12 protein-coding genes and 1 pseudogene are annotated in these 15842 nt (G+C 53.0%); 9 read left to right on the top strand and 4 right to left on the bottom strand.

The window, feature by feature from the left end; all coding sequences use genetic code 11:
• The first annotated feature begins 148 nt into the window (after positions 1 to 148).
• The 7 genes from FW789_RS15230 to FW789_RS15200 all read left to right on the top strand — a co-directional run bounded on the left by FW789_RS15230 (position 149) and on the right by FW789_RS15200 (position 6985).
• Positions 149 to 1105: a hypothetical protein gene (locus FW789_RS15230; protein ID WP_446431690.1), complete on the top strand. Its 957-nt coding sequence runs from the start codon at positions 149 to 151 to the stop codon at positions 1103 to 1105.
• Positions 1106 to 1151: 46 nt separating this feature from the next.
• Positions 1152 to 1421, top strand: a complete 270-nt coding sequence (locus FW789_RS15225; RefSeq protein WP_446431689.1) for a helix-turn-helix transcriptional regulator — start codon at positions 1152 to 1154, stop codon at positions 1419 to 1421.
• Positions 1418 to 2008 carry a hypothetical protein gene (locus tag FW789_RS15220; protein WP_446431688.1) on the top strand — a complete coding sequence of 197 codons (591 nt, stop codon included), beginning with the start codon at positions 1418 to 1420 and terminating at the stop codon, positions 2006 to 2008. The genes FW789_RS15225 and FW789_RS15220 overlap by 4 nt, the downstream gene beginning before the upstream one ends.
• A gap of 556 nt (positions 2009 to 2564) precedes the next feature.
• Positions 2565 to 2846, top strand: coding sequence for a hypothetical protein (locus FW789_RS15215; RefSeq protein WP_446431687.1), 282 nt, complete (start codon positions 2565 to 2567; stop codon positions 2844 to 2846).
• Positions 2843 to 3127: a DUF3077 domain-containing protein gene (locus FW789_RS15210; protein ID WP_446431686.1), complete on the top strand. Its 285-nt coding sequence runs from the start codon at positions 2843 to 2845 to the stop codon at positions 3125 to 3127. The genes FW789_RS15215 and FW789_RS15210 overlap by 4 nt, the downstream gene beginning before the upstream one ends.
• Positions 3124 to 6024: a DUF927 domain-containing protein gene (locus FW789_RS15205; RefSeq protein ID WP_446431685.1), complete on the top strand. Its 2901-nt coding sequence runs from the start codon at positions 3124 to 3126 to the stop codon at positions 6022 to 6024. The genes FW789_RS15210 and FW789_RS15205 overlap by 4 nt, the downstream gene beginning before the upstream one ends.
• 88 nt (positions 6025 to 6112) lie before the next feature.
• Positions 6113 to 6985 carry a chromosome segregation protein SMC gene (locus tag FW789_RS15200; protein WP_446431684.1) on the top strand — a complete coding sequence of 291 codons (873 nt, stop codon included), beginning with the start codon at positions 6113 to 6115 and terminating at the stop codon, positions 6983 to 6985.
• 581 nt (positions 6986 to 7566) lie between these two features.
• Here the strand turns inward: FW789_RS15200 and FW789_RS15195 are convergent.
• A complete protein-coding gene (locus FW789_RS15195; RefSeq protein WP_446431683.1) occupies positions 7567 to 10812 on the bottom strand; it encodes a metallophosphoesterase family protein in 3246 nt (1081 codons plus the stop codon).
• A gap of 291 nt (positions 10813 to 11103) precedes the next feature.
• On the opposite strand from FW789_RS15195, the pseudogene FW789_RS15190 reads away from it, so the two are divergent.
• A pseudogene (locus tag FW789_RS15190) lies at positions 11104 to 11443 on the top strand (transposase); the annotation flags it as partial.
• Here the strand turns inward: FW789_RS15190 and FW789_RS15185 are convergent.
• From FW789_RS15185 to FW789_RS15175, 3 genes are all read right to left on the bottom strand, one after another.
• Positions 11426 to 11944, bottom strand: coding sequence for a GNAT family N-acetyltransferase (locus FW789_RS15185; protein WP_446431709.1), 519 nt, complete (start codon positions 11942 to 11944; stop codon positions 11426 to 11428). The pseudogene FW789_RS15190 and the gene FW789_RS15185 overlap by 18 nt on opposite strands.
• Before the next feature lie 870 nt (positions 11945 to 12814).
• Positions 12815 to 13447: a hypothetical protein gene (locus FW789_RS15180; RefSeq protein ID WP_446431682.1), complete on the bottom strand. Its 633-nt coding sequence runs from the start codon at positions 13445 to 13447 to the stop codon at positions 12815 to 12817.
• 541 nt (positions 13448 to 13988) lie between these two features.
• Positions 13989 to 14747, bottom strand: a complete 759-nt coding sequence (locus FW789_RS15175; RefSeq protein WP_446431681.1) for a sulfite exporter TauE/SafE family protein — start codon at positions 14745 to 14747, stop codon at positions 13989 to 13991.
• A gap of 142 nt (positions 14748 to 14889) precedes the next feature.
• On the opposite strand from FW789_RS15175, the gene FW789_RS15170 reads away from it, so the two are divergent.
• Positions 14890 to 15801: a LysR substrate-binding domain-containing protein gene (locus FW789_RS15170; protein ID WP_446431680.1), complete on the top strand. Its 912-nt coding sequence runs from the start codon at positions 14890 to 14892 to the stop codon at positions 15799 to 15801.
• The last annotated feature ends 41 nt before the right edge of the window (positions 15802 to 15842 follow it).

Genomic DNA, 15842 nt, shown 5'->3' with positions numbered 1-15842 from the left:
ACACATCGCTGGCCCACGCAGACAAGCAGGTGTATCAACGCAATATGGTGTTTCGCACTACTGTTGCCTGTCGGCCCTGTCGGCCCTGTCGGCAACTTAGCGACCATCTATCGCGCAGGCTCAGTTTTCGATCAAGGGGGCGTGGGGCGTGATCTGGTCCGAAAATGAGGTGGAGCAATTCACGTTCGAGCTGGCGAATACTGAAATCAGTAGCCTGCTCGATGAGATCCAGGTCATGGAGGATGCTGTAGCGGAAGCTGCACTTTTCCCTGAGTTTCGTGAGCACTTTCGCCAGGCATTCGATGTGATAAACGAGTCCGCTTCATATTGGCTCGAAGACGGCTTGGGGTATTCCAGTCAGGCAAGGCGGGTAATCCATGAGACGTTCAGCCAACGAGATATCATCTACGAGCGAGTGTGCTATGCCCAGTCTTTTTCTCTGCCGGATGTAGTGCGTGAGGTGCTAGGTCGAGTTGAAGCTATTCCTAGCTCTCGAATGGCGGCGAGCTACGCCTTCGCGCAAGCGCTGGACGCTGTTCAGATGCTGGCTGATTGGTTGGGTAATGTTGAGCTCAATGTCTACGACATCAACCCTGACTTAGCCGAATACCTAAGGCTGAATGATCCCGAGTTTTTTCAAACCATGATTGAGCGCCAACGTCGCACCCAACCGGGCAGGGAAGCTGAGGTGAGAGAGATCTTCGCTCAGTGGGTGGCTGAGTCGGAAAAGGTGTTGATGCTTGCTGACCTTTATCGACAGTCTGAAATTGCGCTGAGCTCTGGGACGCTTCAGCCAGGTAGTTTTTTCCCGACTATGATCGACAAAATCTACACCGTGAAAAGTTCCGAGAGGGCTCGCTTGGCAGGCAAGGGGAACAGTCAGCCGGGTACCGTTACTCAAGATGGAAAGGTGAAGAAGCGGGAGCTCACCCGCGCAGCGGTTGAGCGTATCAAGAGGTCTTATCCTGAAATTGAACCTAAGGCACTGCTATCCAGGCTGGTCGGTGTAGAAGGAATCGGAACACGGGACACGATTAGGGAAAATCTCAGAGAGCTGGGAGAATATGGCCCTAGGAAAAAAAGAAAAACGAGCGGACCGTGTTGATTCGTTTTTGAGTTTTTAGTCTGTGCCTGTCTCTGTAGATATAGGCATGACTATGACCACTTCCTCCGCAGCAAACTCGCATCACTCTGGGCGCGACCCCCAGACCACTCTGATACGCATCACGGAAGTGATGGCCATCGTGGGGTTGGCCCGTCCCACGATCTACAAGCTGATGCAGCAGGCCGAGAGTGGCTTCCCGCTGCCCGTGAAGCTGAGCAACAGCACAGCCCGGGGCGCCCCGGTAGCCTGGGTTCTTTCCGAGGTTCAAGCATGGACGCGTAGCCGTATTCAGGCTCGTGATCGGGTGGCAGCATGAGCGTGCGCCGTTATCACTTCACCGGCCCATACCATGATTCATATGGCGCAGCGTTCTGCCTCTACAAGCCTGCGGATATTAACTGGCGCCACAGGATCATTGCAGGGGTGAGTTGGAACGGTCAGTCCCAAGAGGCGTTCTTTTTCAACCCAGATGGCCTTGCAATTCCACTTCGTGCAAACCCCTGGGAAATGCCCGCTTTCATGAGGAAGCATGGAATCCGCCGCGAGTTCTCCACCATCGTGGGAGAAGGGCCGTTCGCAATGGACAAACAGCGGCGTTTGGGCCTCACAGCAAGTCAACTGGCTGAATGGGTAACGTACTGGTTCACCGATGAGAGTTACCCCTATTCGAACGATGCCGATGTTTGGGGCGGCTGGGTCGCAAACGATCTAGATGAAGAGCAGGCCACCAGCGAACAGAGTCATGCGTTTGGAAGAGACGAGACGGACCTGGACACCTTCGTGGCTGAGTGCGTTGCAAACCGTGAAGAGTGGCTCGCTGAGGAGTATCGCCGACGGTGCAGGGAAGACGCGAGGATCTTTGCCTGGCTGAAGGGCGAAAGCGCACCCACCGATGTCCGGTAACTGACATCAGCGGCACTTACTGCTCACACGAAAACGCCCCCGGCGGCTACCGAGGGCGTTGAGGTAATTCTTCATGCCTGCTCAATCTAATGCCCTCTTCGCGCTTGCGCAAGTGAACGCAACTGTTGCGCTCCTGCACGCTCACGGTTACTCTGCGACTGTCGCTGCAAATTCAGTGACCGACCTTGGCCGGTCGAGCAACTCAAGGCGCACAAGCGCCCACCATACGATCGCAGGCGCTTTTTTTGTGCCCGCAGTTTCGTGTTATGGCGGCTGTGCGTGGGACACCTTCGGGTGTGCCGGGTGCCTTGAGTCCCGGTCGGCCAACCCGCGTACAGCCGTCACCATTCCTTGCTTGGCCGCAAGCGGTGATGGCTCCTCAACTCAAGGAGCAACACCCAATGCACGCCCTCCGTCCGTCCAAAATTCGCGCCGCTGCCCATCGAGCATTGGCTCTCGCCGCTCTTCACGCCGATTCCAGCCTTCGTACCCGCCTTGCCCGCTACAACGATCATATGACCAAAGCTCGCGCCCTGGAAAATACCGGGGGTGCGCAATGAGCACATCGCTGAGCATGGCCCTTCCGGAAGATCTCCTCACAGTTCCCACTCAAACTGATGCTGGCGTTCCAATTGATGCGATCACTTGCGCAGTGGAGCGCGCTAACGCTGTTCTGCTGTTGCTGGAAGATCAGTTCGAATGTGACGCCCCTCGCTTGGCGAACACCGTCATCGCCGCTGCCCTCTGGGACGTCCGTGGGACACTGGGGCTGATTCGCACGCTGGTGATTCATGCTGACGAATCCAGTCGCCGTTCGGTATCCGGGGGTGCGCAATGAAAACCGTTTTAGAGATCAACACCGTCGGCGGCGCCACCTTTGCTACTTGCAATTCGCAGGGCGAACCACTGTTCCGCATTAATGCTGGCGTTTCGTGCGAGGAGGCACTTGAACAAGCTTCTCTCCTTATGGACTGTATCAATAAGCTCACCCTACGGGGTGGGATGGAAAGTGAGAGTGGGACGGTAGTTTGGGCTGCGCATTACCTCGGGGAAATGACGAAAGCCCTCATCGATGACGTCGCAGCGGGGCTTCAAGCTGCCCAGGGCGGTGGCGCATGAGTGGGACGAAAGCCAACAGCCGTCGCCCTACGTTTGCGCAGGTCAAAGCCGAGGCGCTGCGTCAGATCGATCAGGTGCTCTCGCACTGGCTTCCGGACGGAAAGCGTGTAGACGGTGGCAAGGAATACACAGCACCAAACCCCACACGGAATGACAAGCACGCCGGCTCATTGAAGATCAGCCTGACCAAGGGCACGTGGGCTGATTTTGCCACGGGCGACAAAGGCGGCGACTTGATCGACCTGGTGCGCTATCTCGAAAGCTGCTCTGACGTTGATGCATGCCAGAAGCTGGTGGAGTTTCTGCGTATTGATCCCCGCGCGACAATCCCGACTCAGCCGGCGAAAAATTCCGCCTCCACAGAGTGGCAGGCGATACTGCCGATTCCCGCTGAAGCGATGGCGAAATGTCCGAGTAAGCACCGACAGCATGGGGCTCCGTCGAAAGCCTGGTGTTACCGCAACGGGCAAGGCGAACCCTTGATGGTTCTCTATCGCTTCGATGTCGCCGGCAGTCAAGATGAACCCACCAAGAAGGTATTTGCGCCGCTCACCTGGTGCGTGCGCGGCGCGGAAGGGCCGGCTCAATGGCGCTGGCAGGGGCTAGCTGAGCCACGCCCTCTGCTACGCCTGGATAATCTGAGTAAACAGCCAGACGCCCCGGTGATTTTGTGTGAAGGAGAGAAGGCCGCTGATGCAGCCCAGGCACTTCTGCCCACACACGTTGCCACCTGCTGGCCGAACGGTTCCAACTCTTGGCATAAGGCGGACTTCACACCGTTGCAGGGTCGTAGGGTGCTGCTGTGGCCGGACAACGATGACAGCGGTGCCAAGTGCATGCAGGCGGTGGCTGCCAAGTTGGCGGAAATGGGCTGTGAAGTACGCACCATTGATCTATCAGTGTTCAAGCGCAAGCCCGTGCTCAAGGGTGAAACTCCGGGCTTTGCCAAAGGCGGGCGCTGGAGCGACGGAGATGATGCCGCCGATGCGTTGGAAAAGGGGTGGACTGCCTCACACCTCGCATTGCTCGCTGAGACCGGAGAGCTGTTCGGTGGCTCGAATCAAAATTCTCAGCTGGCTGTCAAAGTCGCTGATGCAAAGCCGAGCAAAGCGGCGAAAGCTAAGACCCGGCCCAGCCGGGAAACTCTCCCGACGGGCTTCCGCCTGACAGAAGACGGTGTGTTCTACGCCACTGAAGATGGTGACGCCCGCCCCGTATGTTCACCACTTGAAATTCTTGCGCGCACCCGCGACGAGAAGGGACACAACTGGGGTCTACTCGTCGAGTTCGATGACCCCGACGGTGAAAAGAAGCGCTGGAACATCCCGGCCAGGACCATGACAGGCGACTTCGGAAAAGACGTATTGGGTCCGTTGGTCGACATGGGGCTGCGCCTGGCCGGTTCTAGGTCAGGCAGGCATGCGCGCAATGACCTGCAGAGTTACCTGCAGGGTTTCGACAGCTCGCAGCGGGCCCGATTGGTTACCCGGTTGGGCTGGCACAACAACGCATTCCTGTTGCCTGATCGCCAGATCGGCCAGCATGGCGAGCATCTGCACTTTTATGACGCCGGCGCTCAGCTACCGCCAATCAACGAGGCGGGCAGCCTTGAGCAGTGGCAGAGCCAGATCGGCGCCTTGTGCGTTGGTAACCATCGCTTGGCGTTTGTAGTCAGCACTGCCTTTGCCGGCCCCTTGCTTCATCTCCTTGGCCACGAGTCAGGAGGCTTTCACCTGTATGGCGATAGCTCGGGCGGCAAGACCACGCATCTGCAAGTAGCAGCGTCGGTTTACGGCGGACCACGGCTGGTGCGTTCCTGGCGATCAACCGATAACGCCTTGGAGTCGATAGCGGCGGCGCACTCCGATGGACTGTTGATCCTTGACGAAATCGGCATGTGTGATGCCCGAATTATCGGCGAGACCGTCTACATGCTGGGTAACGGCACCGGCAAAGCCCGGGCGAATGATCGAGGACAAGCAGGCCGCTCGGTACAGGAGTGGCGCCTGCTGTTCCTTTCGACTGGCGAGAAGACGCTGGCGCAGCACATGGCCGAGGCCAACAAGGAGCTCAAGGCCGGTATGGAAGTGCGCATGCTGGCGGTGCCAGCGAACGCTAGTAAAGGATTGGGCATGTTCGACACCCTGTGCGGGTTCGATGATGCAGCGGCGCTTTCAGACGCTCTTAAGCTCCGAGTGAGTAAGTTCTACGGTACACCGCTGACGGCCTTCCTGGATGCAGTGTGCGCGCCCGGTAAGCTACCGGGTTGGATCAGCATCTTACGCCGCACGGTCGAGCAGTTTATCGCGCAGAACGTCCCTGCTTCGGCGAGTGGTCAGGTGCAGCGCGCGGCAATGCGTTTCGCGCTGGCTGGTGCTGCCGGCGAGCTGGCCACCGCGCTGGGAGTAACCAACTGGCCAGACGGTGCTGCGCTCACGGCTGCCCGCGTCTGCCTGCATGCATGGCTAGCCGAACGCGGCGGCGCTGGAAACATGGAAGGTGAAGCCATTATGGCCCGCCTGCGCCAGGTCATTGAACGTTTTGGCGAGAGCAGGTTTACGCGGTGGGAATCCATTGCCGCTAAGACTGATGAGCATGGCCCGCGAACGATAGACCGTTTGGGGTTCCGCAAAACCATGGAACACGGCATGGGCGACACCATGCACACCACCATCACTTACTACGTGCTTCCCGAGGCATGGCGATCAGAGGTGTTCCGGGGAATGAACATCACAGCCGTGAACCGTGAGTTGATAGAGCGAGGCGTTCTACAGAGCGGCAAGGACGGAAAAGCGTCTTGCACTGTGAGACTGCCTGGCATGGGGATGCAGCGCTGCTATGTGGTGCTGAGTGAGCCCAACACCGAAGCGCCGTTGGCTGAGGCTGCGGCTGCCTGATAGCAGCCCCTGCACATGAGGCATACGCCGGCACGTCCGGCCTCGCCAGCCGCTCAAATCACACCTCAACTTTATGGATGACAGATCAATGAAAAGCCTTGAAAAACTGAATACCGAGCGCAGCCAACACCAAACAGAGCTCCAGGAGTTCGAAGGGCAAATTGCCCAATGGGAAGTGCACTTGAGTGACTCAAGCTTCGCAGCGACCTCAGCCGGCGACGACCTTCTGGTCCGCCTGCGAGAGGCAAAGTCAAAAGTCGGCGACATCGAATACAAGATCTCCGTCATCGACCAGGACATCGCGTGGTTCGACCGTAAAGCCAACACCGCAGAACTGATGGCTGGTTACAAGGAAAAAATGGAAAACTGGTTGTTGGACAAGGGCGACCTTCAGGGCAAAAGGAAAACTCTGGCAACGCGACTGGAAGAGCTCAGAGTACGTAACGAGCAAGCAATCAAGGATGCTCGACAAGCCGAAGAAGAGGCTGCTCGTGCGTATGCACAGGCTGTCGCTTGGGGCGATGCCGATGGCGAGAAAACGGCTGCTGCTGATGTACAGAAAGCTGCCAAGGCTCTGGCAACTGAACAGGAGCAGCAACGCCGTCAGGGCTTGATCGTTTCGGCATTGGAGCAAGAGATAAAGCTCATCGACGAACATATCGAAGAGGCAATCCGCGAGACTGAAAAAATAGAACGATCAGCAGTGCGCCTTGCTACCGAGCGGCTTCAGGAGGAGTGGGATGCAGCCGTTCAGCAGTTGATAGCTATAGGGTCGAAGCTATATGCCGGTAAGCGTTACATGGGCTGGGAGCAGAATGCATTCCATGATTTGAAGATCCGAAACGAGTTGGACTCCTGTGCGTGGGATTGGAGCGATTTGCTTAAGCTCAGCTACCAGTACGGACCGCAGCACATCATTGATCTGCAAGCCGACACTTTCGTTGAAGCCGAAGCATCGTAACGGTGCAGGTAAGGTTGCATCACATGATGTCAATTGTGTGGTGCATCAGCCCCATGCCCCCTCCGCGTAATTCTTAGGTGTCGTCATGAGTAAAAACGCTGAAAGTACAAAGTCACTGCTGGAGGATCTAGGCGCCCGAAAGCTCCACCTCATAAAACTGGTAAAAATAATCAATGGAAACTACAAGTCATTGACCCCAGTCGAGGTTAGTTCCATCAACGTAATCAATTTAGAGATCCAACGGATAGAGGATCACCTTGGGCGGCGGTAAGCATCCACAGTCTGCATGTCGAAAATGGAAAAGGGGCCAGAAGGCCCCTTCTTCTTTTTAGTAGTATGGCTGTGCTGAGTAGGTTCTGTCGGATATGCTTTTCGGCCGGTTTTGGTATCGATGGGAAGGACATTATATATGTGAAATTTTTGGAATGGTCGAGCTTTTTTGGGGGGGCGGTCGCGCGCCTTTTAATATGCTCGTAAAAAGCATGTGCCTATAGAGATCATAGATTATGAACTCTGAAAGGTTAACATATGGGGAAAGAACTACTTGCCCCATATGTTGAAGTCGCGCCAGGTACGAAATATCAACTGCTAGGCGCACTTCTAAAAATGTAATAAGCCATCGTCTGGCTTGAGGCGGAAACTTCAATTGCCTGGCCGGAAACGTAAGACCTTAATTTATTTATTGCTTTTCTTTCTCTGCTTTCATCACCCCGCAATCGCCAAACCAAAGAGCTATACTTAAATAATTGCAGCAAATTCGTCATGTCGTGTTCTTTCTCAAAAATCGTCCAGAGCGCGTCATGACAGCTATTAAACAGATAAAGGAAACCACCCTTGTAAAGGTAATGATATGCTTGTATGAGTCTGCTTTTATCTTGCGAAGTGTGCCGATCAGCATTAGCTACACCTAGCGCAACTATCGCCCTTGTCGCATCATATGTGTCGCCGTCGCTATTGGCTTGAAGTAATATGCTTTCGTACATGCTTCTCTGAGTTCCTGGATCTTGTTCCTTCCTGGCTTTCTCAAGCTTAATGCTGTTTAGAACAGTAGATGTTTTTTTCTTCTCTGCAATCTTAAGCAGCTCGTTTATTTTTGACTCTCGTTCAGGGTCAGTAGGTTGATTCTGAAGAATGATCCATTGGGCTTGCACTGCCGTGTTAGACCTTTTGTCCAGTGCAATTACTTTTTCTGCGCTTGATATAGCTTCGGCAGATGATTTAAGCGAGTGATGGCAGAGAGCGAGATTAATTTCCGTATGTAATCGATCTGATTTTTCAAGCAAGTCTGGCTCTATGCTTAAAATCATATCTCTCGCCTGCTCGGAATATACGTCACCATCCAGCATCCTTAACGCAAAGGCATGTTTCGTGGTGAAGTATGCATGCTGTTTGTCAGTGATGTGCTCGGATAGCAGCGGGAAGATATCTTGAAAAAAATCACACGCTGCCTTGAAGTAGCCGCCATTAAACAAAGCGCTTGCATGAAACGAAGCAAGCTCCACGACATAATTAATCTTTAGCTTGTCTTTAGAGTACGCAGCATCGACTGCGAGACGCTGGATAATAACTGCGGCATTGGAGATTTCGGAACTTGATTTGCCAGGCTTGTCGAATCTTAACGATCTCGGTGGCTTAAAAACCCCTTGTGAAGTCCGGTCCCCGAAATAAAGGTCTGCAGCTTTGCGATTTAAACTCCTAAATTGCACGGGATCCAACATGCTTATTAAAACTTCTCTAACCAGCCTATTTACAATGATTGTGTTTTCGGCATTAGGCTGATGTATTCCTAGGCTTTCTGTCTCTACTGTCGAAACCAGCCCGCGACCCTTGAGTTCGTGAACGCTAGAATAGAAAAATGGTGCTCTCGGGTTTAAGTATTTTATCCTCTGGAGCTGCTCACCTTGAGGGAATATGGTAAGTGCTTTAAGGAGGTCATAGCTACGTTTTAATGCGGGATCTGGCGAGTTCCCTATATCAAGGAGCATGTCTTTCAATGCATCATTGCCCGTTGATACGATCACTTCTTTTCCTGCTACATCTGAGGAAATAGCTGAAAGCCCAGATAGCCCGGTCACTGATAAGTTTTTTAGGACGGAATCAATTACGCATGGTATTCCGTCAGTGTTGCGATATATCCTGTCAATGACGTCATACGCACCGTACTTAGATCCGCCATTCGGGTGATCTAACACATACAGCCTAGTATCTACTTTATCTAATGGCTTCAAATCAATCTCAGCGTATTCGCCATTAGTAGGGAGAACCCTGGCCCTCAACATTACATTCAAATAAGGAGCGAAATCCAGAAATATCCTTGCCAGCTTTAGCAGTTCCTGCGTTTTCTCTTCGTTCCAGTTTATATCCACCGGAATATCATCAAGCAACAGGGCTACCCCGTTGATATTCTCAAGCGCACTACACAGCACTTCAAGTGAATGGCCTGTGTCACTTTTTATGCTTTCTTGAAAGCTGTGCAGGCTTTTAAAGTTTGCCATGTTGATGGCTATGTAGTTGGTTATCTTGGATTTGCACTTCTGCTGAAGGGCCCAAAGAAAGCCATCTTCACCCATTCCCCATTCAGAAATAACCCATGCACACCTATTTTTTTCGAGGGCCTCAATTAGTTTATCGATCTCTACCCGCCTAACATTAAGATGCTCCGGCGCCAGCGACATTTTTAATGCAAATGTATCGAGAACGCCCTCGGTTGTAGTTGCGAGCTCTGAGAGAGCTACAGCAGGAGTATGCTTTGGATAGCTTGGTGCTAGGGCTGATGCTTTTGAAGCAATTAATGTATCTTTTATTACCTCAAACTCAAAATATGGGTCAGCCCCCACCACTCTGCGGTTACCTGCTACCAGTCTGTCTTTCCTAGGCCAGAAAGACAGCTCTGCACTTCCATCATCGCAAGAGATTTTATTTAAAGAATACCCATGAATCCTTTCAACTCCAGTGCTTTGAATTTTTTCCAGTCCAAATAGAGATGCAGCCTGTAACTCCCTTCTAAATTTACTTCCCCCAGTAGAAATAGTCTGATGGTTCGGTTCGTGCATGTGTCCAAATAAATGGCAGGTAAAGCGCCCGTCAGGCGCAATGAGCTCTTTGAAATTAGCTTGGCTAGTTTGGCTTAGCCAGTTTAGTGGGTGGTGCGTTACAAGTAAATTGAAGTCATTGTTTGCGCACCATCTCTCGGGGTCGTTTGCAGTCACATTGCAAACTTGAGCTACGTCGACGTGCAATCTTCCTTTGTAATTCCCACCTCCAAGCTGGAGCCAAGCAGAGTTTAACCCTATGACCCCTAACTTTATACCGTCTTTTTCAATTACGCCCGACGAGTCACCAACTATGATTCCTGTCTGTGTGGAAATTGATTTTATGCCAAAGCTGTCCAGTGACATAAGCCAAGTGCGATAGTTTTCAAAATTCCTATTGACTAAATTGAGATATGGGTTTCCTATATTCCAGAATTCATCATGAAACCCTTCAGGTGTGCTCCACCACCCCTCTAGCACCATCGTTTCAGATTGAAATTTCGGGGGTCTTAACAGGTCGTGATTACCGGGAACGCATAATAAAGACGGGTTAAAATCTAACTCTTTGAACAGTCCCCACAACTCTAGTATCACTTCGGTTAATTTAGAGTAGTCCTCAGTTGATGCTCTTTGGGTTAGGTCGCCTGAAAAAATTACGAAATCCCAAGGACCATTAACACTATGCAGGCTCCGTAGGTCATTGAACAATGCGTGCTTGAGATTTGGCCACAACCATCCTTGCCCATGCATTCCCGCATGAAGATCGCTGAGATGAAGCCAGGAGATTTCCTTCATCATTTCCTTCCAAAAAAGCAATACCCGTGCTGACGCTTTTCTGTCAGCGGAGGTTCAGTTAGAAAACCAGTAATGGTATTTGGCCTAAGCATGCTTGCCTCTTCTGCGTCGCGGTCAAGCTCTGCGAAAGCGATTCGCTGTCATACTAGGATGGGACGCAGCCGCCTTCGGCCATCCTTTCGCTATCATAAACTCTGAAGATGGTGCTCTGCTATGGCTCGGCTTACGGTAGTGGTCTAACGAAGCCGGACACCCGTTTAGTCGGGAATACGTGCCATAGAGAGGTGTCTGATGACCAAGCGACGTCGTATCTGTACCCCCAGATTTCAAGCGCGAAGCTGCCAACCTGGTACTCGACCAAGGCTACAGGCATATCGATGCCGCGCGTTCGCTTGGGCTGGTGAGGTCGGCCCTGCGTCGATGGGTTAACCAGTCCCAGGAAGTGCGAAATGACGTAACACCGGCCGGTAGAGCGCTGACGCCGAGCAGCAAAAAGTCAAAGAGTTGGAAGCCCGGATCAATCGATTGGAACGTAGAAAATCGATCAAAAAACCACCCCGCCCCTTATGGCCGAGGAGCACGAGCGTTCGCATTAATTGATCAGATCCGTGCTCTAGTCAGCATTCACCTTCACAAATTGTCGAACCTTAGCTTTGCGTGCCGCTAAATGTGACTTCATTGCCCTATCAGCGCGACGCATATCGTTCACGTTGGACCTTTGCACCGCCCACCTGAATGCTTCATCAACGACCTCTAGTTTTTCTAGGTCTGCTGGATCAATTACGGGAGTGATACCGGTGGGATTTTCAATAAACATAACGACCTGTGTTTCCCTACCCTTTACTATCCGGAAACCGTACCGCTTATAGATTGGCACCATTGCTATGTCACAAGAGAGTCCTATAGCTGGAGAAATTTCCAGAATCACCTGCATCATTTTGCTCATGATGCCTTGACGACGGAACTGCTTCTGCACGGCCGTGTAATAAATATTGCACTCCTGCACTTCGGTTTGGACCAGTCCGAATAACAAGAAACCTACGATCCTGCCGTCATCCGTCGAAGCTGTAAGCAACTCAATCTGGGGTAGGTCGTGGCGCGTAATGTAGGTCCGAACCTCTTCCTCCAGCATGGTTTTGTAGCCGTCAAATAGAGGATGAGTTCTGGGTGGACTTGACATACTCAACGCGGTGACGTTCTCACCAACCAAATCAAGGACAGCCCTGCACGTGGCGGGATCAACAGGTGTGGCATGACGTGTGATGGTAAACATAAATCCCTTTGTGAAGTTCATCTCGAAGCCTTGAGGCTATTATTTCACCATCACTCTGTCCACCCCGGGGAGGACATGTAGCTGGAGGATGGAGGGATTGAGGATGTGCGCTTTAGGCCGAAAGCGGAAGGCCTAAGTAACACCGATACACTCTGGTCCGGGTTGTTACACTGGTGACCTGAGAGAGTGGTTAGTATGAATATTCCTTTAAAATCAATAACTTAATTTATAAGAAACACCTGCAACACATGAAACCCTTAAAAACTACGCTTATACCCCCGCCCCACGCACGGAGTGTCCTTCAGCGAGGGCGGTAGTCGCAGGCCTTGCGAGAGAGGGGGAGTGAGAATTGTGCTGGGGACCCTGCAGAAAATCATAAAATACGGGGCTGGAAACCCGCGGGACTTTGTTAGCAGCAGGGTGCCCAGCTTAGTGAACTGGTGAACCTAGTGAACACACCCATCTGGGTGGTGCACCTAATCGATCATTCTCCTGGCTACTCACCCTTTCCTAGGGAGGCTGTCAACCTCGTCAACTGTCAACCTGTCTCTAGCAAGGCACCGCGGGTTTCTGACCCCGTACCGTCCGAGTGCCTTCAGGGTCCCAGGTCGAAACTGACAGTGGGTTAGCATGGGCCATCAGCATTCTGCTACTGCCTACTGCTGCAACTGTGCTCACGCGTTGACTTGTTGCGTAAGCTGCTTGACCACCTAACCCAAGCTCCGTGTGCTAGAAACACACAAAACTAAAAGATGCCCGAGGATATGCGGTACTAGTCAGAGTTAGGCGGCAGTCTTTCCCGAGGGCACCGAACTCTTTCGTCTCCCCCACTTTCATCGCTACCTGCTCTTTCCCCAACACACCATAAATACCACTGGTTGGGTAGACTGATTCCACTCCAAGGACGAGATGGTTTTTTATCAGTTGCTTAGCCTCACCTTGCCGAATATCAACCACTTCGTCAGATACGATCGCTTTCGCAAGGCTTTTTTCAAGATTTTGGTTTTTTTCAGATAGGGCTTGTAGCTTGATTCCCTTCTCGTTGTCCTCCTTTACAATCGAAGCAATTTTAGAATTCAATAGTTCATTCTGGCTCCGAAGTGCTTTGAGCTCTTCTATAGAGGCGAATTGCTTTTGCAGTGTCTTACTGATATCTGTCAATCGATTGATCGTATTTGGAACATCCCAAGTTTTTGCAGTCGTAAGGGAATCGATTTCTTTGTTTCGTGCTTCAATTGTTTTATCTCGATCTTCTATTCGTCCTTGTTGGATCTGGTATGCAAGTGTGTATGCCCCTGGAACCAACAGGGCGAGTACGCAACCTATGACTTTTTCAGACGTCAACCATTGTGGCCATCCCACCTACCAAACTCCTTAAGTCTAAGAGCCCCTCAGCCGGAGCAACGGAAAGGTGTGGAAGGTACCCACGAGGCAATGATCTGTCTATCACCGGGTGGCTAAGGTGGACTTCGATTTAGGGATACGTTTAGGGATACGGTAGGTCGACTGTTCTCGCTATGCCCCGTAATATCTAGGTTGAATTAGCCATATTCGATTCCTGTCTCCGCACCAGAGACCAGTTTCCTGAAGTCTATGACTGTCTACGAAACACCCCGCAAAGCCCGCCTAGCGCGGGCTTTGTTGTTTCTGTAATTCCTCGTTTCGAAGTCCATTCACGGATTCGTCGGCCTGTCATATGTTAGTTTTTGCTAGGTAAGATTGACAGTAGTAGCGTCTTGGAAGGAAGTTTCTAAAAGTACAGGCCAGCAAGTTGAAGCGCTAGCGCCTTCCAACTCCAACGGACAGGAGTCCGTTTTATGCCTACAGATCTGGACGCGTTGCTTTCAAGTATTCGCGAGTGCGAAACCCATGACGCGGTAAAAAGTCGCCTCGCGCCTGAGCTCTACAAGAACAGGTCGTAAGACAGTTTGCTGATCAGAATCACCAACAACACCAGGAACAGCGTGCGGACAAAGGGCACGCCTTTATGAACCGCCAACCAAGTGCCAGTGAGCGCTCCGAGAATGTTGAATGCCGCCATGGGGATCGCGATCAGGTAAAGCACGTTACCCGTCGGGATGAAGAACATCAGTGCCGCGATGTTGGTAGCGATGTTCACGAGTTTCGCCGATGCCGAGGCATGCAGAAAGTCGAAGGCGAAGCAGCGGATAAACAGGAAGATCAGGAAGCTGCCAGTGCCGGGCCCGAACAGGCCATCGTAAAAACCGATGGCGCCGCCGATGCTGATCGCCAGCAGCTTTTCCTTGGTACCGATGCGCATAGGTTTATGCAGGGCGCCGAAGTCTTTTTTCCAGAAGGTGTAGATCGCCATCAGCACAATCAGCACCAGCACCGCCGGCCGCATCACTGACTGCGGTACGAACGATACCGTGGCGGCGCCGAAGAACGCCATGACAAAGGCCGCACAGGCCGCGGGGATCACAAGCCCCCAGTCGATCACCACCTTGCGTATGAAGGAGCGAGCCGCGAATGCGGTGCCGCAGGCGGCCGCGACCTTGTTGGTACCCAGCAGCGCAGCCGGTTGAGCGCTGGGTAGTACGTTGAACAGCGCGGGTATCTGGATCAGTCCGCCGCCGCCCACCGCCGCATCGATCAGGCCGGCAGCGAAAGCGAACACGCAAAGGATGACAATATCGACCATGAACTAAGGCTCTGACTATCTAGGTGGGTGGCGCATATCGCTGCAACCAGAGGACATGCTGATCTGGGCTGACGGGAAGGTTAACGGAAGGGCTTTTTCTGTGTTGCAATGTCGCATTGTGAAAAGTGCAATGAGGTGGTGCGTGGCATTGAACATGTTGGCGGAACTTGAAGCCTTTGCGGCCGTAGCTCGCAAGCGCAGCTTCGTCGCCGCGGCGCGGGCCTTGGGACGTTCCCCCAGTGCACTGACCCGCGCCATTCAAGCCCTTGAGGAAAGTGTCGGGCTCAAGTTGTTCAATCGCTCGTCCAATACCGTGAGCCTGACTGAGGCGGGTGAGTGCTTGTTACCCCACGCCTACAAAATGCTCGAACTGCAACGCGAGGTGGATGAAGACCTGGCCGGTCTCAGCGGCCTGGCCTCCGGCTGGATCCGTTTTTCCGCCCCCGAGGTACTTGGACACGGGGTGTTGCCGCGATTGATTGCGCAATACTGCGAGCGTTATCCAGACGTCAACATCGATGTGATTTTCACCGATGAGCTTCTTGACCCGGCCAAGAGCAAGCTGGACTTCTCGATCCGCGGGGCATTTCCACAATCCAGCGACTTGATCGGTTTCGCGCTCTGGACTTACTCACGCCATCTCTATGCCGCCCCCGGGTACCTGGAGCGCAAAGGCGTGCCCGACTCCATCGAGGTCCTGGCCTCGCATTCGCTGATCTTGCATACGGCGCCGCGGATTCTCAAAGAGTGGAATTTTCGCTGCGAGGGGCAGGCCATCAGCTTTCGGGTTCATCCCAAATTTCGTTTCAGTTCTGGTCTGGCGGTATTCCAGGCAGCCCTGGCGGGCGTTGGGATCGCCCGCCTGGCGGATTGGATGGCGGAACCTGAAGTGGAAGCGGGGCGCCTGCTGCGGGTTTGTCCGGAATACAGACTCACCTCCAGCAGTGGTGAGAGTCCACAGATGCATGCGGTTTACCCGGCTGGAAGTCTGCCGCTGCGGGTGAGGACGTTGCTGGAAATGATTCGTGGCGTAGGCGAAAGCCCCCGACTATAAACGCGGCTCAGCACTGGTATGAGGTTACGGGGCGCTCAGCC

The sequence above is a fragment of the Pseudomonas sp. 1121_17 genome (genome assembly GCF_052850745.1).
Note: the sequence above shows the minus strand (reverse complement) of the source record. Positions and strands in the feature narration are given on the sequence as shown.